This is a genomic window from Pseudaminobacter soli (ex Li et al. 2025), from assembly GCF_003012705.1.
Classification (GTDB): domain Bacteria; phylum Pseudomonadota; class Alphaproteobacteria; order Rhizobiales; family Rhizobiaceae; genus Pseudaminobacter; species Pseudaminobacter soli.
Map to the genome: position 1 here is coordinate 42,071 of NZ_PXYL01000022.1, position 25,262 is coordinate 67,332.

A 25,262-nucleotide genomic window follows, 5' to 3' on the forward strand; every position below is an offset into this window, starting at 1 on the left:
CATATTTCAGATGAGGTGAGCGTGAGCCGACCCAAGGGCCAACTCGACGCAATTCTGGACGGGCTCGGCATCCGGCTGGTGCCGATCTACCGCCGACGGGCGGCAGCACAGAGCCATGCCCGCGGCACCATGCATGAGATTCGCAACCAATATGGCGATGGGCACCTGATCTTCGTGCTCCGCTGCATCAAGCAGACCAAGAACAATCGGGATGAGCTCTGGTCGGAGACGATCGGCGCCATATCCGACATTCTGATCCAACGGCCGGATTGGGCACTGGAACGCGCCGGCGATGTGCTGGAAGCATTCGACCAGATACCGCTCGGTGTTTTGCGTGGGAAAGCCGTAGCCCGTCGCCCCTGGCCGGTGCGCGGCTCCCTGCGAATTCTTATCTACGAGAGCCTTGAACCCATCCTCGATGAACCGGAGCAACGCCTTGCAGTATGATTATACGGAAGCCGCGGCGCTCGCCGATCTGATCACCATCGTGAAGGCCCGCTTCATTGAGGCGGCCGACACCATCGCACACATGGACGTCCGGCAGTTACGACCGGCAAAGGTCCGCTCTCTGTGGCCGGCGCTGCAGATCGAGACCGTAGGCGTCGGTGGCCATCATCCCGGGTATGGCATCAACGGCAACCATGTGCCTTACCGCCCATCCAGCAAGGCCATATCGCGCGCCGAGGAAGTGATGTACGGTTGGTTGATCGACTATGCCGGGGATGATGAGAGCCGCATCCTGCTCGGCAACTGGGCGATGTGCATGGCGGCGCCGCGTCTGACTGGATCATTCCGCCAGTTCTGCAAGAAAACGGGCCGTTCGCGTAGTACGGCAGAGCGCCGTCTAGACGTTGCATTCGAACGCGTTGCGCGCCAAATCCTTAAAAATGCTCAATCGTTACAAGGCCCTAGCTGGTCTAGGGTGGTGCCAATGATGCCAAATCAGCGTATAGATTTGGATAACCTGGCCACAGTTACACACTGGATGGCCGACGACGCCAAGCCCACCCACCGGCAGGACATGTTGGAGCCTTTGCCGAGTGTGCGAAGGGCTGCATAGAGATCACCTGGGCAAGATGCGCGAACGGCCAGCCGTTGCGCGCACCTCGCTCCAGATAGATGTTAGAGCGTCTGCGCAGATGCGTAAGCCTGTAGTGCTACGCCAGCCGCAGCGAGCACCGCGGCTGCCATGTTTGCGTATGCAGCAAATTTTTGGCGGCGAACAAGGTACGCCGGAAGGCTGTCCCAATAACTCTCTTTGATGATTGGCGAAACGACAGCCGCTACCACCCAAGCAAGCGCCGACAGTGAAAGCGCAATAATGGAAAGATACGTGGCCAAGTATGCAGTCATTGGGTTCTCCCTCAGTTTGGTGAAGCACTGTTGAGCATCAGTCCTCCTAACAGAGGGTTTACAATCCGGCATCTGACAAATCTCAGTTGCCTAGCGTTACATGACGAAGGCCAGCAGCCGGCCCCAATGGGCGTCGAGTAGGGCAAACCATCAGGGCGGCGGACGGACGTTGGCTGCAATTGACGCATCGATAGCGTTAACCGCGCTGGCGAAATCGGCGAACTCTGACAATTCCAGCCTGTAGTATTGATACTCGCCCGATGCGAAGCCCGCGAGCACTACATAGTGTTTACCGTACCCATCGCGCTTCAGACGCAGCGACAAGGTGAGCCCACTGGATACTGGTATGTCAATCTGACTGACAAGGGTCCCGGTGAAGGCCATCTTCAATGGCGAAAAAAATGTCGAAAACAACCCCATTTGGGTCCCCGCCTCCGATTTGCGCCGACAACATCACACCAACGCGGACAGCCGGCAAGATGCCTAGCAAGCGCCATAATGCCCGTGCGGCTCAAGCCGGCCATTACCGCAAGCTCTACCGTGACCTGCGCTGATGCCGACCAGACCACCAGTCCACAGGCCACCGGGTACCACAAGCCACCAAGAGCGCCGCAAGCAGTACGACCAGCTACGCGACACCCAGGAATGGCGCCGCTGGTACAAAACGGCCAGATGGCAGCGCAGACGCGAGGATCAGCTTACAGCGGAGCCCCTGTGCGCGTTCTGCCTCAAGCTGGGCACCCTGACCCCGGCAACGGTCGCCGACCACGTAGAGCGCCACCACGGCCGATACGAGGCATTCTGGTGCGGGGCCCTGCAGTCGCTCTGCACCCCATGCCATTCGAGCGAGAAGCAGCGGGACGAGAACCGATAGCCGAACCGATCGGGCCGAGCCTCCTCAAGGGGGGGTGGTCGAAAGTTTAGGGCATCGGGGGGCCAGACCGCCGGGGGGGCAAATTCTCGCCCGTGCAAAATGAAGGACATTTTTGATGGCCGGCAGGAAACGGACGCCGGACCACCTGAAGTTGGTGGCCGGCACAGCGCAGCCTTGCAGGATGAACCCAGACGCGCCGAAGGCCTTGGCAGACTTGCCGGTCGCTCCTGACTGGCTGTCGACGCGCGCCACCGAGATATTCGACGGCCTGGTCGCCATCGCGAGCCAGATGGGCGTGGCGTCCGCTTCCGACACTGCGATGCTGGCGATGGCCGCGTCGCGCCTTGAGGAAGTCGAGATCTGCACGGCCCTGATCGAAGACGGTGGCCGGACCTTCGTCAGCAAGGTCGCCTACGACGAGGAAGGCCGCGTCAAGAGCCAGCAGATCAAGGGCCATCCCGTTGTCGCCCAGCGCAGCGAGGCAATGCGTCACGCTCAATCGCTACTGGTAGAGTTCGGCCTGTCGCCGGCTGCACGGTCAAAGGTGTCGGCAAATGTCCCGGACGAGCAAAACCCGTTTGCCGCGCTCGGGTGAGTTCCCGCACGTCGAATCTGGCAATCGGTACGCGAAGGACGTTGTTCAGGGGAAGATACCAGCCTGCAAGTGGGTGCTGTTAGCCTGCAAGCGTCACCTCGACGACCTCGCGGCGAGCAAGGATAAGGCCTACCCGTACCGCTTCGACGCGAAGGTGGCGGAGAAGTGGTGCAAGTTCATCGAGCTACTGCCTCACACAAAGGGCGAGTGGGCCAGGAAGAAGGAGCGGCTACGGCTCGAGCCGTGGCAATGCTTCAAGACCATCGCCATCTTCGGCTGGCTGCGTAAGCAGGACGGGCTAAGGCGCTTCCGCAAGGCGCTGCTCCTCGAGCCGAGGAAGAACGCCAAATCGACCTGGGCGGCCTCCGTCGGCCTCGGCATGATGACGATAGACGGCGAGCACGGCGCCGAGGTCTACTCCGGCGCAACAACCGAGAAGCAGGCGTTGGAGGTGTTCGGGCCGGCGCGGCTGATGGCGGTTAAGTCGCCGGGCCTGCTGTCGCATTTCGGCGTGACAGTGAACGCCAAGAACATTCACCGAATGGGCGACGGCTCCAAGTTCGAGCCGATGATCGGCGATCCGGGTGATGGCGCCTCGCCGTCATGCGCCATCGTCGACGAATACCATGAGCATGCGACTGACCGGATGGTCGACACGATGGAAACGGGCATGGGTGCCCGCGAGCATCCGTTACTGCTCATCATCACGACGGCCGGCGACAATCTGGCCGGGCCATGCTTCGCCGCGGTGCAGGAGGCCGAGAAGGTGCTGGACGGCCTCGTCCAGAATGACGAGCTATTCGCGCTGATCTACACGGTCGACAAAGACGACGACTGGTCGAGCGATCTGGCGCTGCGCAAGGCAAACCCCAACTACGACGTGAGCGTCAAGGGCGAGTTCCTTCGCGCACGGCAGCGCGACGCCAAGCAGAACCCGCGCAAGCTCGGCGTGTTCAAGACCAAGCACCTCAATATGTGGGTGCAGGCACGGAACGCCTACTTCGACGTGCAAAGGTGGCGCGAAAGTGCCGATCCACGCCTGAAACTGGAGGATTTCCGGGGTAAACCGTGCCGGATCGGCCTGGACCTTGCCTCAACCATCGACATCGCCGCGATGGAGCTCACCTTCGAGCATGAAGGCGGCTATGCGCGCTTTGGGCGGTACTACCTGCCCGAGGCGACCATCGAACTTCCGGAGAACGGCCACTATCGCGGCTGGCGAGATGCGCCGGAAGGCTGGATCACCCAGACCGATGGCGACATGATCGACTACGTCACGATCCGGGACGACATTCTCGGCCTGCGTGACGACGGATACCTGATCGAGGAAGTCGCCTTCGATCCGCATCAGGCTTACATGATGATGGCCGAACTACGCGACGAGGGCTTGGCCACCATCGAGGTTAGGCCGCTGGTCCTCAACTTCTCGCCGGCAATGAAGCAGATGGACGGCCTGATCCGGTCACGGAAGATCGTCCACAACGGCGATCCTGTCTTTCACTGGATGCTGGCGAACGTGGTCGCGAAGACCGACGCGAAGGACAACGTCTATCCCCGCAAGGATCGGCCGGAGAACAAGATCGACGGCCCGATCGCCCACATGATGGCGCTGGCGCGGTGGATGGCTACCGAAGAACCGGCGCGGCCGGCAGTGGAGGTTCTATGAACAGTTGGCGCGAGCGCCTCGCCGGATGGATCGCTGGGCGCGAGGCCACCGAACCCATGCTCGACAAGGCTGCCGAACCGGTGTTTGCACAGGCTGGTGACAAGCAGGTTCCGCTGTCCACCATCACCCGCGATTCATCGTCCTGGGCGGATTTGGTCGAGGGCATCGGCAAGCTTCCGGCGCCAACGGAACGTACCGCTCTCTCCGTGTCGGCGATCCATGCCTGTGTCAACCTGATCGCAGGCGCGGTCTCGGCCCTGCCGGTGAACATCTACCGCGTTGACGCTGAGAACGGCGAGCGCGATCGTATCCACAACGACGCGCTGCATTGGGTGTTCAACGAGCAGATGACGCCGCGTTGGGCTGCGGCGAGCGGCTGGGAATTCATGGTTCAGTCGTTGCTTCTGCACGGCGACGGATTCGCGATCATCAACAGAAAGCCGGGCGGCGGTATCGATGGCTTGACGCCTATCCATCCACAGCGCGTGACCGTCGCTGTCTGGCCGGACGGCTCTAGGCTGGTCTATGCCGTTTCGCCGGAGATCCCGGGCCAAACCAAGGGCGACTTCCAGGTCGTCGACCAGGACGACATGCTGCATGTGCCCGGGTTCGGCTTCAACGGGATCCGCGGATTGTCGCCGCTGCGCTATGCGCTGCGTTTGACCGGTGCTTCGGCCATCGCGGCGCAGGAGTTCTCGGCCAACTTCTTCGCAAACAGCGCTCGACCGGACTATGCGATTTCGACCGACAAGAACCTGAACGAGCAGCAGAAGCAGGATCTGCGCGACGAGATCGACCGTCTCCATCAGGGAATGGCGAACTCTCACCGTCCGATGCTTCTCCAAGGTGGCCTGCAGTTCAAGGCGATCACCATGTCCATGAAGGACCTGGAGATCATCGCCCAGCGCCAGTTCCAGACCGAGGAGATCGCCCGCATCTACGGCGTGCCACCGTTCATGATCGGGCACAACGAGAAGACGACAAGCTGGGGATCTGGCGTCGAGGCGATGGCCATCGGCTTCGTGCGCTTCACGCTGCGCCAGCACCTGGTCAAGTTCGAGACCGAGATAAACCGGAAGCTCTTCCGCACCGCCAGCCGCGTTGCCGAGTTCGACACGTCGGATCTCGAACGCGCCGACATGAAGTCGCTGTTTGAATCGCTGCGCATCGCCGTCGGTCGCGCTGGCGAACCGCAGATCATGTCGCAGAACGAGGCTCGCCAGGTGCTGCGCCTCAAGCGTCACCAGAACGGCAACAATCTTGGCGTCAACCCGGGCAAGTCGCCCGCGCAACCGCAGGAACCAGCATAATGAACAAGCTCAGGGCGCTCCTTGCCGCTAACCAGAAGCGCGGTTCCTTCCGTGCTGAAGCAAACACGATCTACCTCTACGACATGATTGTCGCTGACGAGTTCGAGGCGGAATGGTGGGGCGGTATCTCGCCGGCAGGCTTCATCGCGCAGCTGAAGGCGATGAAGGGCGACGTCGCGATCCGGATCAACTCGCCGGGCGGCGATGTCTTCGGCGCGGTCGCGATCTGCCAGGCCATGCGCGAATACGATGGCGCCATCACCGTCCATGTCGACGGTTACGCTGCCTCGGCCGCGTCAGTGATCGCCGTTGCCGCGCCGAAGGTCATCATGGCGCCGGGCTCATTCATGATGATCCACAACGCCTGGACGGTCGCGATCGGCAACGTCGACGACATGATGGCGACCGCGGAACTGCTCGACAAGGTCGACGGTTCGATCGCCGAATCCTACGCCACCAAGAGCGGCAAGGAAGCGGCCGTCTTCCGCGATTACATGGCAAAGGAAACGTGGTTCACGGCATCCGAGGCCGTCGATGTCGGCATCGCCGATGCCGTCGCCGAGGACAAGCCGAAGGCCACAGCTAAATGGGACATGAGCGCCTTTGCCGCCGCGCCCAAGCTGCCGGAACCGCCGGCAGTCGATAACCAGAACACCGAAGACCATGTTTCCCAGCGCGTCCGGCAGCATGCCGCGCGAATGCTGGAACGAGCTGCCTGAGCGCGCTGCGCTGAGCAGATAGTAGGCCGCACGCGCGGCCGTCCTCCACAAGCTGAAAGGAACACTAAGCCATGTCTATTCAGGCATTGCGTGAGCAGCGCGCGGCCAAAGCCAAGACGCTGAATGAACTGGTGAACAAGAAGGACTGGAATCCCGAGGCCGACCAGCCCGTCTATGACGCCGGCATGGCCGATATCGATGCCCTTGACGCCCAGATCAAGCGCATCACCGATCTGAACGAGAAGGTCGCCAATGAAGCGCTGAACAACAGCGTGGTCGAAGCTTCCGAGCGTGCCGGCAAAGACAAGAAGTCGCCGGGCGCCCTCGTCTTCGCCAAGTGGCTCCGCAACGGCGACAAGGCGCTGACGGAAGAGGATTGGGCGACGGTGCGCAACACCATGTCGACCACCACCTCCTCGGAAGGCGGATATACGGTCGCCACCGATGTCGCCACCAGCGTGCTCGATGCACTCAAGGCTTACGGCGGCATGCGCGATGTGGCGGAGGTCATCCAGACCGCCGGTGGCAATCCGATGTCGTTCCCCACCTCCGACGGCACTTCGGAAGAGGGCGAACTTATCGCCGAAAACGCCTCTGCCTCCGACGCAGACGCTGACTTCGGGACGAAGAGCCTGCCGGTCTTCAAGTATTCGTCGAAGGTGGTCACGGTGCCGTTCGAGTTGCTGCAGGACAGCAGCGTCGATATCGAGGCTTTCGTGCGCGCTCGCCTCGTTACCAGACTTGGCCGTGTCACCAACAAGCACTTCACCATCGGCGCCGGCACGACCCAGCCCTTTGGCATCATGATCGCTGCTGCGGTGGGCGTCACCGCGGCCAACAGCTCCTCGCAGGTGACCGCGATCACCTATGACAGCCTCATCGACCTCCAGCATTCGGTCGATCCGGCCTATCGTGACGGCGGCGCCTGCAAGTGGATGATGAACGACGACTCCGTCCGCGTTGTCCGCAAGATCAAGGACGGCCAGTCGCGTCCGATCTTCGTTCCCGGCTACGAGAGCGGCACCCCCGGCGGCGCGCCGGATCGGCTCCTGGGTGATCCCATTAAGGTCAACCAGCACGTCGCGAAGATGGCAGCCAGCGCGAAGTCGATCGCTTACGGCGACTTCAGTCACTACAAGATCCGCGATGCGATGGCGATCGAGATGTTCCGCTTCACGGACTCCGCATACACCAAGAAAGGCCAGGTCGGTTTCCTCGCCTGGATGCGCTCGGGCGGCAACTTCGTCGACGTTGGCGGCGCCGTGAAGGTCTTCGTCAACGCGGCTTCCTAAGCCTGCCATGACCATTGCCGGGCTGCCCTCGTGGCCCGGCGATTCCCCATCCGAAACCCGACAAGCCGAAAAGGATCGCACCCATGAGCGGTGTAAAGAACGATGCTGGCCCTAAGGCCAAGCAGAAGAAGGTGAAGCTGACCGCCTACCTGAGCGGCAATGGCGACTCCGTCCCGCCGGGCACGGTCATCTCGCTCGACAAGGACGAAGCCGACCGCCTGATTGGCCTCGGTGCAGCCGTCGAGGACACCGACGAGGCCGGGGAGCAGGCCTGACCATGACCGTTCGCGTCATCGTTCCACCTCAACCCATCGTGACGCCGGCGGACATCCCCGGCGCTCACGCGCCCGATGACGCGGCGGTTCGTGCCATGATCCAGGCCGTCACCGAAGAGATTGACGGCCCGGATGGCTGGCTCGGCCGTGCGCTCGGCCCGCAGACCTTGGAGATGTCCGGCCACTTCGGATCTCAGCGCATCCGCCTGCCGTATGTGCCGATCATCGATCTCGTCAGCATCATCACAGTGAGCGAAGACGGCGACGAGGCCCCTGCCGATCCCGCGACCTATCGGCTGGAAGATGGCGAGGTGGTCGTCTCGCCAGGCGCTACCTGGGTCATCGAGCCCAAGCACCGCATTCGGTACATAGCCGGCTACAACGGCTCTGACGAAGGCAAAACCGGCGCGGTGCCGGAGCGCGCTCGGCAGGCAATCATCCTGTCGGTTCAGGACTTGATGCGCGCAAGAACGGTTTCGCCGATCCTGCGATCCGAAACCGTCGATGGCGTCGGAAGCAAGTCGTTTCTCGATGGCGACAAGCTAACTGCCATCGTCGAGCGGACGTGTGATCGCCTGCTGTCAACGTTGAGGGTAAACGTCCTATGACGCCGGCCGAAGCGATCGCCATGCTGGACGGCCAGCTAGCCGAGCACGGCGAGGACTGCATCCTGCGGCGAAAAGAAGGTTCGCCGCTCGTCGACAAGGACGTGACGGTTCGTGCTTTGGTGCGCGGCTTGCGCGCCGAAGACATCGTTGGCACAGCGACACAGGCATGGTCGAAAGTCGTGATCACGATGACGCAGGTCATGGCCGGCGGCTGGCCTTCCGGCCATGTGCTTGCGCCTGGCGCCGCAGATCCGCGCATTCCGCGCACAAACGACTTCCTGACCGTGAAGGGCAAGCAGCGGCAGATCATGTTCGCAGATCCGATTTCCATTGATGGAACGGTGGTGCGCGTGAACCTGACGGTGGCGGGCTAATGTCCACCGGCTTTGAGTTCTTCGAGCGCGATCTACGGGTCGCGACGGCAGGAATGGAGCCGGACGCGATCAATCGGGCCGTCGCCGATTTCGCCCGCAAGGAATTGCAGCGCGTCATCGCCGAGGGTGTCGCCTCGCCGAAGTTTGATCGCTTCGTCAATGGCGTTCGGGGAGCCCCAGAAGAAGCCTATCAGGCACCGGGCGCCATCATCTACGAATTCACGAACTGGCCGCTGGTCATCAACGCAGCGCTCGACGAGTTGCGGAAGCGTTCGCCGCGGAAGTCCGGCCGGTTCGCGTCGTCTTTCATCGTCATCAGCGGTGGTCGCCTCGTCACCGATTACAGCGCCATCCCGGCCGATGCCGAGGTCATCATCACCAACGCGCAGCCCTATGTTCGCCGTCTCGAGGGCGGCAAGAAGAAGGGGCAGAAGCGCATCTTCGACGGCTCGAAAAGTGCGTTGGGGCGCCGGTTCTCAGGCGTCTTCCGTTTCGAAACCCGGTTCCTCGATATTGCCGGCGGCGTTCATCCGCTGATCCCGTACATCCTGAAGGGTTCACACGGCCGACGGGAAGGCCGCCAAGCCGGCCAGCCGATCACCTATCCCGCAATCGTCATCAACGGCGCATCCTGATGTCCAGCCCGACCGCCTTCGACGCCTTCGCGGCTCGTCTCGCCGACTTCACCGCCTTGCCGGTGCGGTATGAGAACGAGTTCTTCCAGGACCTGATCGACGCGAACGCGCCGGCATGGGTCTATGTCGAGATCTATGGCGACACGTATGATCAGGACACCATGGGCGCGCCCGGCGCGAACGTCTGGGAAGAGAGCGGCATCACGTATCTGCACGTGATGGTGCCGAGCGGCTCGGGCAGTCGTCAGGCCCGCGCCTATGCGAACGATCTGCTTTACCTGTTCCGCGAGCAGCCGATCGGCGGCCTAGTCATGCCGGAAATGTCCATCGGTGCCGGCGATCCAGGCAAGGACTTCCCAAACTACTTTTCCCTCGCGGCGACGATCCATTGGACCCGTCGCGACATCACCTCGATCCCCTGAACCGGCACCGCCGGCCATCTGAAAACGAAGGAGAAAAGCCATGGCCTTTGCCGATGGTTCACAGGTACGCTTGGCTGACGTGGCGGAAACGGTGATCGGCACCATTCCCGCCACTCCGGCATTCCAGATCATGCGCTATCGCACCGCGAGCGTGCGCCTGGCGAAGCAGACGGACATTTCCGATGAAGTCCGCTCCGACCGCAACGTGCCCAGCATCACAGATGTCGGGCGCAACGTCAGCGGCTCGATCGAAACGCGGTTCAGCTACGGCACCTATGACAAGTGGCTGGAGCGCCTGTTCTGCTCGGCTTTCTCGACCGGTGTCCTGAAGAACGGCATCACGCCAAAGGCCGGCACGCTGGAGCTCACCTATCAGCAGGGCGGCACGGACAGCTACGTCCGCTATCGCGGCTGCCGCTGGAACACGCTGGATCTCAATCTGCGCTCCCGCCAGCCCGTACAGGCGACCTGGGGCATCATGGGTATTGGCAGCCCGACGCCGACGACCTCGATCATCACCGGTGCCACATACACCCCGGCTACGACGACGGAAGACTTCAACGCCGGCCTCAACGTGGCAAACCTGTCGATCTTGTCGACCGCAATGGTGGCTTCGCCGAAGGTGCAGGCGCTCTCTGTCCGCATCAATAACAACATCTACCAAGTCGACGTCGTCGGCCAGTACGATGCTTATGGCCACGGGCTGGGGCGGTTCGAGGTCACCGGCAATATGACGGTCCTGTTCGAAGACCTCGCCGCCTACACCGCGATCATCAGCCATGAGGATGTCGCCATCGGCTTCGACCTCTCCGACGCGAAAGGCAACAAGTACCACTTCTCCATTCCGAAGGTGAAATTCACCGATGGCGGCCCTGCGGCGCCGGGCAATGGCCAGCCTGTGGTGCTTGAGGTGCCGTTCCAGGCCTTCTTCGATCCGACGTCGTCGGCATCGATGTCCATCACCAAGACGGATGCACCGTAATGAGCTCGCGCAAGAAACCCGCCCAGCCGGTCAATGCTGGACCCGAAGCCATCCTGCCGCTGACAGACTTCCGCGGCGATCCGTGGGGCACGGGGAACGAGAACGCCGTCGCTTTCCGTGCCGGCATTTTGTCGTCTCCAGTGCCAGCGGACTTCGCCACGAAGGTCAGTTCGGAGGGCAAAGCCACACGTATCGGGCAAGCCACATCTGACCCGGAAGAGATCGCGGCGAGGCAGGCCGCAACCACCATTGCCGCCGACACGGCACCGGATCAGTCCGCCGAGGGCTGATTTCTGCGCAGAAAGGCCGGGCGTTGTCGGGCGCCCGGCCACCTTCCCCGACAAAGGACAAGATCATGACTCTCAAACTTGCCAGCCTTGCATCCGACCTATCGAAAGAGCGTGATGGTGAATGGATCGAGCCGAAGGAATGGCCCGGCCTGAACCCTGAAAAGCCAATGGAAATGACGCAGCTTCCCGGGGTCGCCTTCCACGTCCGCTCGACGAACTATCCGCCCTATGTCACCGCACGCCAAACCGCGCTGGAAGACCTGAAGAAGGACTTTCCAGACGATCAGGTTCCGCCGGAGGTGGCTGCGCGCATCGAGGGCCAACTGGCCGTTGAACACCTGCTTCTCAACTGGCGCGGCTTCGACATCGCGTATTCGGCCGATACCGTGAAGGTGATCCTTGCCTCCGAAGAGCATCGCGTCTTGCGCTCGATGATCTACTGGTGCGCCGGCCGTGTCGGCAAGCGTCGCGTCGAGTTCGTCAAGGACGCAGCAAAAAACTCCGAAGCGCCTTCCGCTGGCAAATAAGTCGGAAGGCGCCGGAACAAGAAGAGTGGATCAAGGACCTTATCAAGGCCTATCCCTCCGAAAGGTGGCTGGAACGCGCCGTTGAGAAACCGCCAGCCGGTGCGGAGCCGGAAGCGTGGCATTCCTTCTATCTGCGGGCATGGGAAGTTCTCCGCTTCGATAGGCAATACGGTGCCTATGGCGGAGAGACCCCGATCAGCTTCATGGCGCTGGACACCTACGCCCGGCGCTACGGCATCGAAGGCGAGGCTTTCGATCGCTTCCTCGCCTTCATGTCAGCACTCGATGACGAGTGGCTGGATCACGCCGCCCAACAGCAGAAGTCGCAACCTGACTAACCGGTCTGGAGAAGCCTGTGGTTCAACAGATTTCAGCGCTGATCGTCCAGCCGGCTCTCGATGCGTCGAAATATACCCCCGGCGCGAATGCGAAGGTTGCCGCCGACCGGGCAATGGCCGAGTCCGCCAAGGAGGCTGGTGCCGCACAGCGCGGTGTGTCTGTCGTTCTGACGGACACCTCGGCCAAGCTGACGGTGACAGGGGACGTCCTGGCTCGCCTGTCGCGTACCTATGTGGAAGGCGCGCGGCAGACACAGGCTTTCGGGCGCGACCTCAATGCACTGAACCGTGCTTTGGAAACCGGAAAGGCCGAAGTCGCCGACGTGGCCAATGTGCTTGTCGGCATGCAGCAGAAGCTTGGTCTGGTGGCCGATTCGTCTACGCTTGTCGCTTCGGGGCAGACGAAACTGGCGGCGGCCGTCGATCTCGCTAACAGCAACATCCGCCAGCAAACCACGCTACTCAATGAGGTCGCAATTGCGGAGGCCAAGGCCGCCCAACAGGCTGAGAACCATCGTCAGATCGCGGCGGCCAATCAGAACAAGTTCAATACGGTCCTGGGCGTCAGCTCGGGCTCATCCAGCGCGGCTGCGTCCGCTGGTGTGTTCACGGCTGAGTTTGATCGTTTGGACCAGATCGCGCGCCAAAAGGCGACCCAGATCGGCCAGAACTTCGTCGGTGATCTCAACGCATCGCTGATTGCCGGAGCGCCGAAATCCGCTTCGGTTTCCGCTAGCGCCTTTCAGGCCGAGTTCGATCGGCTCGATCAGATCGCCACGATGAAGGCGCAGCACGTCGGTGCACTGTTCCAGCAGCAGTTGAACGAATCCTTTGGCATCGGTGTCTCACCCTTGTCCGCAAGATCGTCTGCGGCGGTCTTCGAGGAGGCGGGGCGAGAAGCGGACCAGATGGCTGCGAAGGTTGCCGCACTGCGCGCCGAGTTGAACCCGCTGGCAGCGGTTCAGGATCGCGTCAATGCGGAGATCGCCGAATATTCGGTTCTCGCGCAGCGCGGCATGATCAGCGCCGAGGAATTTGCGAAAGCGCAAGCGATGGCGCGCGCACGCGGCGGCCAGAGCAGCGGGGCGGCGCGCGCTGCTGGATTTAATGCCGGCCAGCAGATCCAGGACATCGCCATGATGTCCCTTATCGGCCAGAACCCGATGACGCTTGCGCTGCAGCAGGGCCCGCAGTTGGCAACTGCAATTCAGCAGGGCGGTGGTCTGGCCGCCTTGGGCACCGGTCTCGCATCAGTGTTCAGCACCACGACTCTGCTGACCGTTGGCATCACCGCCGCTACTGCCGCCACCATCCAGTGGTTCATGAAAGGCAAGGATGGCGCGAACGGCATGGCCGACGCGATCGCCAAGAACGACAAGGCAGTTCGCGATCTCGCCGCCGCTTACAAATTGGCCGACTTCAACGCTGACGAACTCGGCAAGAAGACGGTGATTGCCGCCGAAGCGTCAGAGCGGATTTCTCGCCGCGAACTGGAGCGACAGATCAGGCAGGCCGGCAAGGAAATCCAGGGCGCCACTTCGCCTTCCGATTACATGACTTTCGGATTGCTGGGCGGCGGACAGGAGCACACGGTTGATCCCCGCTTTGCGGCGTTTACCGGGCCGATCCGTGAGGTGCGCAAGCTGCTGTCCGAGGGGAAGGCGGATTTCGCGACGCTGGAGAAAATCCAGAATGAGATCGAGGCTATTGCTGACCAAGGGTACGGCTCATTCCGCACGTTTGTCGACGACATGGCGCGCATGGTCGGCCTTAAACCGGAGGGAATCCGCGACACGGCCGACGACCTCCAAGACATCATCACGAAGGCGGCCGAGGCGGCGCGGCGTCTGGAACAACTCGATAACCTCAATCGGAATGGCCGCCGCGACCGCGTCGTCGGCCCAAACAGGATGGAGGACACGCAAGAGGCCGCGCGTCGCGTTCTGGAAGAGCAGCGCCGTGAGCGCGAGATCAAGTTTTCGGCCGACGAAGAACGGCTTCAGGCGCAACTGCAGCAGCAGCGGGCCCGCACCAATGCGGAACGTCTCGCAGCAGCGGAGCGTGTTGCACGCGCCGAAGGCGGCGACGTCAATGCCGAGGTGCGTATTCGCCGTGCGCTTGCCGAAGAACGCACCCGTCAGGAAGTTGAAGCCCGTGACGCCGCTATCCAGCGCAGCCAGGCGATCGAACGCTCGCTCCAGCAGCAGCGGCTCGAGCTTGACCTGATCGGCAAGACGACTGGAGAGCAAGCCAAGCTGCGTTTCGAGTTCGAGCGCATGCAGGAGTTGCGCGAACAGGCAGCGCGCACTGATGAGCCGATTAACGATAAAGAGGTCGCCAAGGTCAAGGCCGCAGCCGAGGCGATGAAGCAATATGCCGATGCGGCGGCACGCACGCGGCTCCAGCAGGACCTTCTGTTTGACCTTCGCCAGATGGGCCGCTCGCAGGCAGATCAATCCGTAGCGTCTCAACTGCGTTCCGCCGGCCTCCCTGAAGACCTCGATTCCGAGATCGCCAAGGTCATCCGGATGCGGGACGAGATCGCCCGGATGAAAGGAACTTGGGAGGATGTTTTCCAGTCCGCTCGCGATGGCATCGATGGCGTCGTCGACGCGCTCTTCGGTGACGGCTCCATCGAGGACGCGTTGCGCAAGGCGGGCCAGCAGTTCGCCCGCATGATGTTCGACATGGCCGCAACTAATCCGGCCAAGAACTGGCTGACCGGCTCCAATCTTAACTCCATCGCCGATCTGGGCATTTTCGGCAGCGGCGCAACCAGCGGTCAAGGTGGCGGCTTCGGTGGCGTCCTCGGCAATCTCCTGGGCGCGCAGAAAGCCGTCGGCGCCATGCAGGTGCAGGCCGCCACCGTCGTCATCAATGGCTCGGTCTTGGGTGGGGCTGGCGGCATTGGGACCGGCCTCCCGAATATCCTCGGCGGCACGGCCGCCAACGACAATTTCGCGCCCCCGAAGTTCCTGTCCGGTATCGGTTCGCCTACGCAGGCATCACTCGGAGATCCTGTCAGCCTCGCTTCTGGACTGCTCGGGTTCAGCGAGAGCCGTGATGCGGGGGCCATCAACAGCTATCTCCGCGCTGGTGGCGTCAATCTCGATGCCGCAAGCCAGGCTTGGTGCGCCGCATTCGTCAACTCGTCTCTGAAGCAGATCGGGGTCAATGGCTCCGGCTCGAATGTCGCCACGTCCTTCCTGAATTGGGGGAAGTCGGTGAACCCGGCCGATGTGCTGCGCGGCGACGTTCTCGTCCAGTCGCGTGGCCTGTCTGCGGGGCAACTTGGCGGCCATGTCGGGTTCGCTACCGGTCTCACCCGCATGGACGACAAGCAACTGCAACTGCAGATGCTGTCGGGAAACACGTCCAATAAGGTCGGCCTTGACTGGTACAATGCCAGCGACCTCAGCGTGCGGAGAGCAACGGCTGGCACCGGCAACATGAGTGGCCTGCTGGGCTCCTCGAACAAGGCTTCGGAAGCACTCGACAAGCTGGCGACCAGTTCAATCGGCTCGGCTGGCAGTCTTGCCAGCGGGCTCGGCAGCCTGACCGGCGTGACCCAATCGACCATGCAGGCGCTGGAACAGTTCGGTATCGGCGCCAACAATCTCGGTTCGATGCTGCAGAACCTGATGACGACCGGTGGCGGCTTTGGCGGCAACTGGTTCGCCAATCTCGCCGGCATGTTCGGCGGAGCGGGTGGTGCCGTCAATTACATGAACAGCATATCGCCGGCAGCGACCGCGAGCATCCTGAAGGGTGGTGTCGGCCTGTTTGCCACCGGTGCGGCGTTCTGGGGTGGCAATGTTGTTCCGTTCGCCAATGGCGATGTGTTCCACTCTCCGGCTTACTTCCCAATGTCGGGCGGCAAGACCGGGATGCTCGGTGAAGCCGGCCCAGAGGCGATTATGCCGCTGCGACGCGGCAGCGACGGCAGGCTGGGTGTAGCGGCACAGATGGGCTTCAGGGGCCCGTCTGGCTTCGGCGCCGGACAGATCGAGAGCCTCTTCAACTCGCTCGCCAAGAAGATGCAGTTCAACAGCAAGATCGTGAACGTGTTCGATCCGTCCGTGGTCGGGGATTACCTCAGGACCGACGAGGGCGAGCAACTGGTCATGAACATTCAGCGCAGGAACAGCTAACCATGGCCTACCTCAATCCGCGCGTGCTCGACCTTGGCTTGAACGTCCTGGTGACCGAAACCACTCGGCTCCACTACTGCTCGGACGAACCCACGACCTACGCCCAGGCCGTGTCTCTCTCGCTGGGGAGCAAGGCCAGTCCGACCATTGGCGCACCAGTAGATCGGACGCCGTCGGGCAGAAAGGTGACCGTTGCGGCGGTTGCGAACGGGGCGGCTACAGGGGCGGGATCGATCACCCATTACGCCCTCGTCGATGCTACCAATTCGCGCCTGCTTGCGACGCGGGAGACGGCGGCGGCAAAGGCCGTTGCTACCGGCGACACGATCACGTCGGCAGCGTTTGACGTCGGCATTCCGGGTGCTGGTGGGGCCTGATGGCGACTGTCAGCGTCGATCCCGTCGGGATCACAACAGGGGCGCCAGTCCTTGGGTCACCGGCTGTTGCCCTGAGCATTGCAGTCGTCCCGCAGTCGATCGCGACAGGGGCTCCAGTGCTCGACCGCGCCGATGTTGTCGTGCTGCCGGAGACTTGGCCGTTCAGAGCCAGGTTCCCCCTTGCCGAAACGCTGGAATGGATGACCGAAGTACTCGGCAGCCGAACCGGCGAACAGCGCTTGGCGTTGCGTAGCGCACCGCGGCAGTCGTTTTCGTACAGCGTCCGCCTGTCGATCGCCGATTACGCCAGAGGTGCTGCCTTCGCGCGGCGCCGCGTCGGAACTGTCATTGGCGTTCCTGTCTGGGCGGAAGGGATCGACCTTGCGGTCGACATAGCGGCCACGGCGAGCATTCTTCCCGTCGACACCACGGCTGGAGACTGGCGCGTCAACGGCGGCGTCATGATCTGGGAGCGCTCGGATAAATTCGTCGTCGCGCGGATCACGTCGGTTTCGCCTGACTCTCTGGAATTGCTGGCGCCGATAGGGCTGGATTTCCAGAAGCCGGCGATAATTCCGCTCCGCTTCGCGCTGGTGCCCGAAGGGTTCTCCGTCGACAGGAACACGACATACAGCGACGTCGGGACGAAGTTCCTGGTCACCGATAACATCGACCTAGCGGCTGCTTACGTCTCCACTTACCCGAAGTATCAGGGGCTCGACGTGGTGACTGAGGCGCCTCTTCTCGTCGCCAACGTCTCCGACAGCATTGTCAGATCAATGGAGCTGAACGACAACGGTTTCGGGCCGATCGTGGTCGAGACGCTGCGCAGCTATGTCGACTTCGGCCAGACCGTGTCGTTCATGGAAAGCCGCCCGTCTGGCGTCTGGAAGCGCCGCAAGTGGCTGCATTCGCTCCGGGGCAAGCAGAAGCCGTTCTGGCTGCCAACGTTCAATCAGGACATTTTGCTGCAGGCAAATATCGGCGCCGCGGCGACAACGGCCCTAGTGCGCAGCATCGGGCATCCGAGTTCGTATATCGGCCGTCACGTCATGATCCTGCTGAAGGACGGCACCCGCTTGCAGCGACAGATCACGAATGCTGGCGCCTCCGATGGTGGAAACGACACCATCGTCATTTCCTCGAGCCTCGGGAAGTCGGCCGCGCCGGCTGACGTGGCCCTCTTCTGCTTCATCTCCAGGGTTCGCCTGAACTCCGATTCCGTGTCGATCGACCACAAGTATATCGACGCCTCGGTGGTCAACATTCCAGTTATCGAGGTCCCGGCATGAGCTACGACACGCCCGAGACGTCGGTTGACCAGGGCCAGCCGTATTTCCTCTATCTGTTCGACAATGGCGTGTCGCAGGTCAGGCTGGCGTCCGATGCGACCGATCTGAGGAAAGATCCAGAACTCTCCGGCGAGGCAAAGACCTGGACGGGATCGCCGATCAAGCATGAAAATATCAAGCAGACCGGCAACATCGAGAAGAACTACGTCGATCTGATCTTTCCTTTATCGGACCCCTACGGCCGCACGCTGCTCTCGCCCGCGCCTCAGATCACCACCGTCACGATCTGGCGCGGCCATCACACGGACCTGTCGGAGCAACACCGCGTCATCTGGAAAGGCCGAATTGTCGGCACCAAGGAAGTCGGGCAGACGATCAGGGTGACGGTCGAAAGCATCTTCACCTCGATGCGTCGACCGGGCTGCCGGGCTCGCTATCAGCGGACCTGCCGACATGCGCTTTACCTTCCCGGCTGCAATCTGAATGTGAGCGATTTCAAGGTGCCCGCGACGGTAACTGCCGTGAACACCCTTGCCCTGACCGTGGCCGCCGCAGCCTCAAAAGAGGACGGTTACTACAAGGCCGGCGTGGTCATCTTCAACGGCCTCTACGGCTGGGTTGAAAAGCATGTCGGCAACCAGCTGACGCTCATCACTCAGATCAACGGACTGGCCGAGGCGGTCGCCAAATCCGGATCGGCGGCGGTCGAAATCGCGCCGGGCTGTGATCTCTCGGTCAAGACCTGCAACGCCAAATTTAACAACCGGCTGAACTTCGGCGGCTTCCCCTTCATGACCGACGAAAACCCGTTCTCGATCAGCATCGTCTGAGGCTAACCCGACATGTTCTGGAACTTTGTCATCGGGCTGGCGTCCTTTGCGCTCAACCTGATCCTGACGCCTAAGCCGCAGGATGCGAAGCCGGCATCCCTTTCGGACTTCAAAGCACCGACGGCGGATGAAGGCCGTGAAATCCCGGTTGCCTTTGGCACCAATGATTTCGCCGATCCGAACGTGGTTTGGTACGGGTCGCTTGGCACGGATGCCATCAAGGGACCGCGCCGCTATGGCTTTTTCGGGCCGCGTCAGACCCTTGGCTACAAGTATTACCTCGGCATGCACATGGGCCTCTGCCATGGTCCGGCAGACGAGATCCAGGAGATCCGCGTCGGCGATAAGGTCGCCTGGAAGGGTGCGTTCCGCGGCGGGCGGATGGGGATCAACAAGGAAAACCTGTTCGGCGGACAGGACCGCGAAGGCGGCATATCCGGCAAGCTCGACGTTGAGATGGGTGCCCAGGATCAGGGCCGGAACGACTATCTCGTTGCCAAGCAGGGACCGGATACACCGGCCTATCGCGGCATCGTCGGCATCGTACTGCGCGGCGTGTATCTCGGCACCAGCCCTTACATCAAGCCGTGGGCGTTCAGGATCAAGCGCATCTTCAAGCGTTCCGATGGCTCCGCGCAGTGGTATCCGCAGACGGCAGAGGTTGCTGCGCCGATCGACACGACGAAAGGCAATCCGGGCATTGATCTCGGGGTCCACCTCAACAACGGAATCAATTGGGACACGTATGGCGACTATATCCTGTGGCAGCACCACACGGGCGATCCGATCGTCTGGTCGATCCCTACAGGCAAGCACATCACCATAGCGCGGGAGGGGACCTGGGAGTTTGGCCCTCGCGGCCATATCACTGGCGACAATGAGATTGTCGTCAGGCAAGGTAGCGGTGGTACCGGAACGTCTTTGAAGTTCTACAAGCCGGATACCGGCGCGCTTCTTCAAAGCGTCGACATCCCAGGAACCGCGACCAACCATGGCTTCCTGATGGATGACATCGAGGTGGATGGCACCCGATGGGGAGTGGCCAGGTCTGTTGGCCCCAGCGCTGCGGCCAGCCGATGGAACCTCTTGAAAAAAGAGCCTGGGGGGCCTTGGTCGCTGCAATGGTCAGAGGCCGACACTGGAGAAAGCGTCGCAGCCATCTCCATGGGGCGAAAATACGTCTACGGCGTCACAGCCACTAGCTCGATGAATATCGTCAGGGTTGCTTGGCCATCCCTTGCATTAACTATCGTCGCTCCAACCGGCCTGACCGCGAACGTCCTGAACTGTCATTATTTCGACGACACGGACGAGGTCATCGTAGTCTGCGCAAATGGCGATATCCGTGTCTATTCGGCCGATCTTTCGACGCTCAAGCGGTCGGCAATCGGGATAGCAAACGGCAGTGCCTGGGGGATGGCATCCAAGCGGATGAAAAGCGGGCCGGGAACCATCGGTCTGCTCACCAACGTCTCGGGCGCGGTGAAGATCCGTCAGGTCGGCGTTTCGACGCTTGAGATCGTTCATACGATCAATGTCGCAGACACTAATTTTGTCGGGAAGGACGTTCCGCAACTCGGCCATGAAGCAGGTTTCAATGAAGAACACGGCAGCGTTCTGCTCGCGAACGGCCTGTTCCGGTCACTCTTCTGGTTCGTCACCGGGGCATCTTCCGGCGACATGAACCCAGCCCACATCATCCGCGAGTGCCTGACCGACAAGACGTGGGGGATGGGCTACAACGACGCCGATATCGACGATGCGAGCTTTCGCACGGCGGCGGATATCTTCTACGCCGAGGGCTTCGGCCTGTCGCTCAAATGGTATCGCGAAGAGGAGATCCGGGAGTTCGTTTCCCGCATTCTGGCGCATGTCGACGCCTATCTCTTTGTCGATCGCTCGACCGGCAAGTTCAGGCTGAAGCCGATCCGCAAGGACTACGACATCAACACCATTCCGGTGATCAATGAAGATGTCGTGACCGACTGGACCGAGATCGAGCGGCGCCAGACAGCAGAGGCCGTCAATCAGGTCATCGTCAACTACTACAACCGGGAAAAGCGCAAGACCGGCTCCCATGCCGTGACGAATATCGCCCAGGCTATGCAGTCGACCAGCGGCATCGTTTCCACAAGCCGCGGCTATCCCGGCATCAACCATCGTGACCTCGCAATACGAGTGGCGACGCGCGATGTTCTCTCGCTGGGGGCGGGGATCATCTCAGGTCGCATTTCGTGCAAACGCACCGTCGAGAAGCTGAACCCCGGTGATCCGTTCCGGCTCGTATCTGACCGGCACAAGCTGTCGGGTGAAGTGATGCGCGTTGTTGATCAGGACTTCGGCGATGGGCGATCAAACAAGATCGTCATGAAGTTCGTGCAGGACGTGTTCAATCTCGGCGCTGCGGTTCTGGTGGATAGTTCTGCCGAGGATGTTCCGGACACCCCCACGGCACCGGTATCGCCGCGGCTGATCTGGGAGATGCCATATCGGGAACTCCGGCAGATGATCGGCGATACCGATCTGGCCGCCATGCTTTCCGCTGATCCGAAAGCCGGCTTGCTCCAGATCGCCGGCGGGCGCCCGTCTGACAACGCACTCAACGCCATAGTCCAGGTAGGCGGCGGCAGTGTCTACAGTGACGCGGGCTCGCTCGACTTTGCGCCGAGCGCGGCACTGGATGCGGCAATCTCCGCTGACGCAACCGACGTTGCCGTGTCCGGTGAAATAGGGCTCGGTAACGTCTCCATCGGCTCGCTGGCGGTGATATTCGGCGAGGCCAGGACAGAGGTCGTACGCATCGATGCAATAGGTAGCGGCACGCTCACCATTGCGCGCGGCTGCCTTGACACGGTTCCGCGTAGCCACACGAAGGGCACCGCAATCCTGTTCTTTGACGACTTCTCAGAATCGGATTTTGAGAAGCGGACGAACGGCGACAGCGTGTCGGTGCGGCTTCTCACGGTAACAAGTCGAGACGTGTTGGACACGGTCGATGCACCAGTCGACACGGTAACATTCGCCAGCCGCGCCATTCGCCCGTACAGACCCGCCAATGTGAAGGTGAACGGCAGCTCATCGGGTCCGGTTGATGCTATCTCACTCGATCCGATCCCGGTCACGTGGGCTCGGCGTAACCGGCTGACGGAATCGGCGCCGCTTGACTGGACCGCCGCTGATCAGGCGCCAGAGACTGGACAGACGACAACCGTCACGCTGACCGATCTGAGCGGCACGGTGGTGCGCACCTACTCCGGGATTACGGGGACGTCGCAGGCAGTCGCCAAGGCCGATTTCGGTGGCGTCGAGCAGGGTTACATCGTCGTCTCGGCCGAGCGCGACGGTTACTCTTCGCTGCGGTCATACCGTATCCCGGTCATTCTCGCGACGCCAAGCCCATCGGACATTCTGATCGACAACAGCACGGTTGCGGTCACGACACCGATCGGGACGCTGGTGGGCAAGCTTTCGGTAGTCGGCGGAACCGCGCCGTTCACCTTCGAGATCATTGGTTAAAGGATAGACGAGATGACGGTCTTTTTTCAGGGCGCGGAAATGCAGGATTTCCCGACGGTCGTTGGAACGGTCACGCACCAGACGACTGCGGGAACTTTCACTTCCGCCAATGCAAGATGCTCCAACAGAACGGATACGTCTGGGTCGGAGTACAGCCATTATCTTGAATCATCTGCTTTTTCATCGCCTGAATTCTGGACCCATTGCAAGTTCAGCGTAGGGTTCATGGGCAATACGCCGTTCAATTTTCTGACGTGGTTTGCTGGTGGGACACAGCGGCTGGCCTTGCGCCAAAGTGCTGCTTCGTCCGGGCTGATGCAATTGCGCCGATGGGATGGAGCGTCCTGGACCGTGCTCGCAACATCTGGGGCGACTTACGCGATCAACACTCTCTACGTTTTGGACATCTACGTAAAATTGGGTAATCCGGGTTCGGTGCGCGTCTATCTTGGCATTGCGGGGACGCCCGGCAGTAGTGTCCCTATAATCGCGGAAGACTCGCTTGATCTATCGTTTGGCGGAGCGGTCACGGCGTTGGACAAGGTGCGCTGGTCAGGCCAGAACGCCGGTGGCGGCGCATATACTTATTTCTCCGAATGCATTGTTGCCGACTGGAACACCATCGGCTCGAAGCTGGTCGCGCGAGCGCCGACCGCCAACGGCGCCTACTCGGAATGGTCAGGTGCGGGCTATTCCGCACTCAACGAACTGACGCCGGCCGCCACCTACATGACCAGCGGCGCGGCGGATCAGCGTATCTCCACCGTGATGGCTACTTTCCCGGCGCTCGGAACCGGAGAGCGGATCGAACGGGTGAAGGTGGCCGCTAACGCTTTACGTGATGCTTCCGGCCCGCAAAAAATGAACATTTTCTACAGGGTGGCTGGCGCAGACGATCATAAGAGCGATCGAGCGCTAACCGTTTCCGCGGCGAACTATACCGAGGCATGGGACATGTCCCCGGCCACTGGAACCTATTGGACACCGACGGAACTGAATGCGTCTGAACCAGGCGCGCGGTCGAGGGCGTAAGACATGGGTGTCAGCCTCGACAAGCTCCACGGCACAGCGGCCTACCGAGATCAGAACGCTGGCGACAACGTCGACAAGCAGTGGCTCGAGAAGCTGCATGTCACGGCGATCTACCGCGACACCAAGGCTGGCTACACTGACCAGATCCTGTTCGACAAGATCCACGTCACCGCCGTCTACCGCTTTCAGGGGGCGGCATTCTCGATCGTTGGAGATGAACTTCGAGTTGCTGGCGGGCTTACGGTCGGCACGCACAACGTCACCGTCAAAGCGACGGACGCCAACGGCAAGAGCTTCACAAAGGTAATCCCGATCACCGTGACGCCGTAGGGCCGTTAATAAGGAAACAAGCCATGCGTGAAGACTATCGTGGGCGCGTAGCCCTTGAAATAGAGGACGGCGGCAGCACCAGCGTAGAAACCGACGCCAAGCCAAAGAGCATCTTTCACAATGCTGCGGGGCGATCTGTCTTCGGGCTGTGATATGGACTTTGCCAAGTTCAAGCGCATCGGTGCGCGTCTCCATCAACGAAAGGACCCGGCTCTCGAAGCGGCTATGGACCTATAGCCTTTGATGCTTCTCAAGCCGAGTCCTCGGGTTCCAGGGGAGGAACCAGGCTGGCGGGGGAAGTTGAAGCCTACACCAGCCTATTGTTATGGCTTAGCCGCCGCCGGCGCCGCCGCCAAGAGTGCACGTGCCGCCGTTGCCATTAAGATTGGTACACAGACCTTCAAATGCGGTCTTGACGTAACCGCCGATAGCCAGGACGGCAATGATGGCGGCGGCGGAGATGATGCCGACCAGGATTGAATATTCAACCATAGCGGCGCCGTCTTCTTCTTCACGGAATCGCCGAGCGACGTTCAAAATCTTTTCCATTACGAGATACCCCTGATTAGACCCAACGCAATACGAGTGAGGGTGTCCCCCGCTTCTCGTGATTTTGATCATATGACTGCGATTATTTTGCCGTCAACTACATCTTAAGAGTTCGTTAACCGACAGGTACTTGGCACGAAAACATGCGTTGTCTCCAGCGCTATGAAATTGCTCACGAATTTGGCGCATTAACTGTTTCTTAAGAAGAGCGTTTCGGCAGCAATGCTTGCAGGTCTTTCGCCTATTCTTTGGCGGTAACTGGCCCGCCAAGTACTCACCCAAAAGGATCAAGCAATGTTCGATCAACCCACCGTGGACGCGGTGCGGGCTCACGCCGCGCGTCTGAAGATAGAGCCGGCGATCCTGTTTGCCGTCATCGAGATCGAGAGCGGCGGGCGGTCCTTCGAACTGATCAAGGGGCGCAAGGAGCCGCTGATCCGCTGGGAGGGGCACTACTTCGACCAGCGCCTAACTGGTGACGAGCGCGACGAGGCCCGCAGGAAGGGACTGGCAAGCCCGCGTGCCGGGGCAATCAAGAACCCAGCCTCGCAGGTGAAGCGTTGGCAGATGTTGACCGATGCCTCGCGCATCAACCGACAAGCCGCCTACGAAAGCGCCAGCTATGGCGTCGGCCAGGTCATGGGCGCCCACTGGAAGAAGCTGGGTTTCGCCTCGGTTGACGCATTTGTCGCCAAGGCGCGCGAGAGCGTTGCGGGTCAGGTCGAGATCATGGTGCGCTACATCGAGGCCTTCGGGCTGGTCGACGAACTGCAGCGCAAGGACTTTTCCGCCTTCACACGCGGCTACAACGGCCCGGCCGGCATCAAGGGCGGCTACCACCTCCTGATGGCCAAGGCCTACGCGAGCAAAACCGGCAAGGCTCTTGCCTCGGTCGCCTCTGGCATGCTGCGCATGGGCTCACAGG

General features: G+C 61.4%; 28 protein-coding genes. 25 read left to right on the forward strand and 3 right to left on the reverse strand.

Going from position 1 to position 25,262, the window contains the following annotated elements; all coding sequences use genetic code 11:
- Positions 1-21 precede the first annotated feature (21 nt).
- Positions 22-447, forward strand: a complete 426-nt coding sequence (locus C7I85_RS26250; RefSeq protein ID WP_106726959.1) for a hypothetical protein — start codon at positions 22-24, stop codon at positions 445-447.
- The gene (locus C7I85_RS26255) at positions 437-1,060 is read left to right on the forward strand and encodes a hypothetical protein (protein ID WP_146148973.1); all 624 of its coding nucleotides are present in this window, start codon (positions 437-439) and stop codon (positions 1,058-1,060) included. Before C7I85_RS26250 ends, C7I85_RS26255 begins: the two co-directional genes overlap by 11 nt.
- Positions 1,061-1,122: 62 nt before the next feature.
- On the opposite strand, the gene C7I85_RS26260 is transcribed toward C7I85_RS26255, so the two are convergent.
- Both C7I85_RS26260 and C7I85_RS26265 read right to left on the reverse strand, forming a co-directional pair.
- Positions 1,123-1,353 carry a hypothetical protein gene (locus C7I85_RS26260; protein WP_106726961.1) on the reverse strand — a complete coding sequence of 77 codons (231 nt, stop codon included), beginning with the start codon at positions 1,351-1,353 and terminating at the stop codon, positions 1,123-1,125.
- A gap of 150 nt (positions 1,354-1,503) precedes the next feature.
- Positions 1,504-1,773, reverse strand: coding sequence for a hypothetical protein (locus tag C7I85_RS26265; protein ID WP_106726962.1), 270 nt, complete (start codon positions 1,771-1,773; stop codon positions 1,504-1,506).
- A gap of 569 nt (positions 1,774-2,342) precedes the next feature.
- Between C7I85_RS26265 and C7I85_RS26275 the strand changes: the two genes are divergently transcribed.
- The 22 genes from C7I85_RS26275 (at position 2,343) to C7I85_RS32100 (ending at position 23,940) form a co-directional block, all read left to right on the forward strand.
- Positions 2,343-2,822: a P27 family phage terminase small subunit gene (locus C7I85_RS26275; protein WP_106726963.1), complete on the forward strand. Its 480-nt coding sequence runs from the start codon at positions 2,343-2,345 to the stop codon at positions 2,820-2,822.
- A 73-nt stretch (positions 2,823-2,895) separates the two neighbouring features.
- On the forward strand, positions 2,896-4,488 hold the full coding sequence (locus tag C7I85_RS26280) for a terminase large subunit (RefSeq protein WP_245445118.1): 1,593 nt from the start codon (positions 2,896-2,898) through the stop codon (positions 4,486-4,488).
- Complete coding sequence (locus C7I85_RS26285; protein WP_106726965.1) at positions 4,485-5,798, forward strand: phage portal protein; 1,314 nt, start codon at positions 4,485-4,487, stop codon at positions 5,796-5,798. The genes C7I85_RS26280 and C7I85_RS26285 overlap by 4 nt, the downstream gene beginning before the upstream one ends.
- On the forward strand, positions 5,798-6,517 hold the full coding sequence (locus tag C7I85_RS26290; RefSeq protein ID WP_106726966.1) for a head maturation protease, ClpP-related: 720 nt from the start codon (positions 5,798-5,800) through the stop codon (positions 6,515-6,517). The genes C7I85_RS26285 and C7I85_RS26290 overlap by 1 nt, the downstream gene beginning before the upstream one ends.
- 71 nt (positions 6,518-6,588) lie before the next feature.
- On the forward strand, positions 6,589-7,809 hold the full coding sequence (locus C7I85_RS26295) for a phage major capsid protein (RefSeq protein WP_106726967.1): 1,221 nt from the start codon (positions 6,589-6,591) through the stop codon (positions 7,807-7,809).
- Positions 7,810-7,892: 83 nt separating this feature from the next.
- Positions 7,893-8,084 (forward strand): hypothetical protein, encoded by a 192-nt coding sequence (locus C7I85_RS26300; RefSeq protein WP_106726968.1) that lies wholly within the window; start codon positions 7,893-7,895, stop codon positions 8,082-8,084.
- A gap of 2 nt (positions 8,085-8,086) precedes the next feature.
- Positions 8,087-8,692 carry a hypothetical protein gene (locus C7I85_RS26305; RefSeq protein WP_106726969.1) on the forward strand — a complete coding sequence of 202 codons (606 nt, stop codon included), beginning with the start codon at positions 8,087-8,089 and terminating at the stop codon, positions 8,690-8,692.
- Positions 8,689-9,066, forward strand: a complete 378-nt coding sequence (locus tag C7I85_RS26310) for a hypothetical protein (RefSeq protein ID WP_106726970.1) — start codon at positions 8,689-8,691, stop codon at positions 9,064-9,066. The genes C7I85_RS26305 and C7I85_RS26310 overlap by 4 nt, the downstream gene beginning before the upstream one ends.
- The gene (locus C7I85_RS26315; RefSeq protein ID WP_106726971.1) at positions 9,066-9,701 is read left to right on the forward strand and encodes a hypothetical protein; all 636 of its coding nucleotides are present in this window, start codon (positions 9,066-9,068) and stop codon (positions 9,699-9,701) included. Before C7I85_RS26310 ends, C7I85_RS26315 begins: the two co-directional genes overlap by 1 nt.
- Positions 9,701-10,123 carry a phage tail terminator-like protein gene (locus C7I85_RS26320; RefSeq protein ID WP_106726972.1) on the forward strand — a complete coding sequence of 141 codons (423 nt, stop codon included), beginning with the start codon at positions 9,701-9,703 and terminating at the stop codon, positions 10,121-10,123. Before C7I85_RS26315 ends, C7I85_RS26320 begins: the two co-directional genes overlap by 1 nt.
- Before the next feature lie 40 nt (positions 10,124-10,163).
- A complete protein-coding gene (locus tag C7I85_RS26325; protein ID WP_106726973.1) occupies positions 10,164-11,105 on the forward strand; it encodes a phage tail tube protein in 942 nt (313 codons plus the stop codon).
- On the forward strand, positions 11,105-11,395 hold the full coding sequence (locus tag C7I85_RS26330) for a hypothetical protein (RefSeq protein ID WP_106726974.1): 291 nt from the start codon (positions 11,105-11,107) through the stop codon (positions 11,393-11,395). Before C7I85_RS26325 ends, C7I85_RS26330 begins: the two co-directional genes overlap by 1 nt.
- A gap of 65 nt (positions 11,396-11,460) precedes the next feature.
- Positions 11,461-11,922 (forward strand): hypothetical protein, encoded by a 462-nt coding sequence (locus tag C7I85_RS26335; protein ID WP_106726975.1) that lies wholly within the window; start codon positions 11,461-11,463, stop codon positions 11,920-11,922.
- On the forward strand, positions 11,838-12,260 hold the full coding sequence (locus C7I85_RS32380; RefSeq protein ID WP_428832906.1) for a phage tail assembly chaperone: 423 nt from the start codon (positions 11,838-11,840) through the stop codon (positions 12,258-12,260). The genes C7I85_RS26335 and C7I85_RS32380 overlap by 85 nt, the downstream gene beginning before the upstream one ends.
- A 17-nt stretch (positions 12,261-12,277) precedes the next feature.
- Positions 12,278-16,411 (forward strand): phage tail length tape measure family protein, encoded by a 4,134-nt coding sequence (locus C7I85_RS32385; RefSeq protein ID WP_181257407.1) that lies wholly within the window; start codon positions 12,278-12,280, stop codon positions 16,409-16,411.
- A 2-nt stretch (positions 16,412-16,413) separates the two neighbouring features.
- Complete coding sequence (locus C7I85_RS26345; protein WP_106726976.1) at positions 16,414-16,788, forward strand: hypothetical protein; 375 nt, start codon at positions 16,414-16,416, stop codon at positions 16,786-16,788.
- Positions 16,788-18,080, forward strand: a complete 1,293-nt coding sequence (locus C7I85_RS26350; RefSeq protein ID WP_146148974.1) for a hypothetical protein — start codon at positions 16,788-16,790, stop codon at positions 18,078-18,080. Before C7I85_RS26345 ends, C7I85_RS26350 begins: the two co-directional genes overlap by 1 nt.
- Positions 18,077-18,910, forward strand: a complete 834-nt coding sequence (locus C7I85_RS26355; protein ID WP_106726978.1) for a phage BR0599 family protein — start codon at positions 18,077-18,079, stop codon at positions 18,908-18,910. Before C7I85_RS26350 ends, C7I85_RS26355 begins: the two co-directional genes overlap by 4 nt.
- 12 nt (positions 18,911-18,922) lie before the next feature.
- On the forward strand, positions 18,923-22,426 hold the full coding sequence (locus tag C7I85_RS26360) for a phage tail protein (RefSeq protein ID WP_106726979.1): 3,504 nt from the start codon (positions 18,923-18,925) through the stop codon (positions 22,424-22,426).
- 12 nt (positions 22,427-22,438) lie between these two features.
- Positions 22,439-23,458 (forward strand): hypothetical protein, encoded by a 1,020-nt coding sequence (locus tag C7I85_RS30710; protein WP_146148975.1) that lies wholly within the window; start codon positions 22,439-22,441, stop codon positions 23,456-23,458.
- A gap of 3 nt (positions 23,459-23,461) precedes the next feature.
- Entirely contained in the window at positions 23,462-23,788 is a 327-nt protein-coding gene (locus tag C7I85_RS26370; protein ID WP_106726981.1) for a hypothetical protein, read from the forward strand.
- A gap of 23 nt (positions 23,789-23,811) precedes the next feature.
- Positions 23,812-23,940, forward strand: coding sequence for a hypothetical protein (locus C7I85_RS32100; RefSeq protein WP_280954424.1), 129 nt, complete (start codon positions 23,812-23,814; stop codon positions 23,938-23,940).
- A 178-nt stretch (positions 23,941-24,118) separates the two neighbouring features.
- Here the strand turns inward: C7I85_RS32100 and C7I85_RS26375 are convergent, their stop codons facing one another.
- Positions 24,119-24,337 carry a Flp family type IVb pilin gene (locus C7I85_RS26375; protein ID WP_106726982.1) on the reverse strand — a complete coding sequence of 73 codons (219 nt, stop codon included), beginning with the start codon at positions 24,335-24,337 and terminating at the stop codon, positions 24,119-24,121.
- Between the two features lie 294 nt (positions 24,338-24,631).
- Here C7I85_RS26375 and C7I85_RS26380 point away from each other — a divergent pair.
- Positions 24,632-25,262 (forward strand): N-acetylmuramidase family protein (locus C7I85_RS26380; RefSeq protein ID WP_106726983.1); only part of this gene is annotated, 631 nt, incomplete at its 3' end.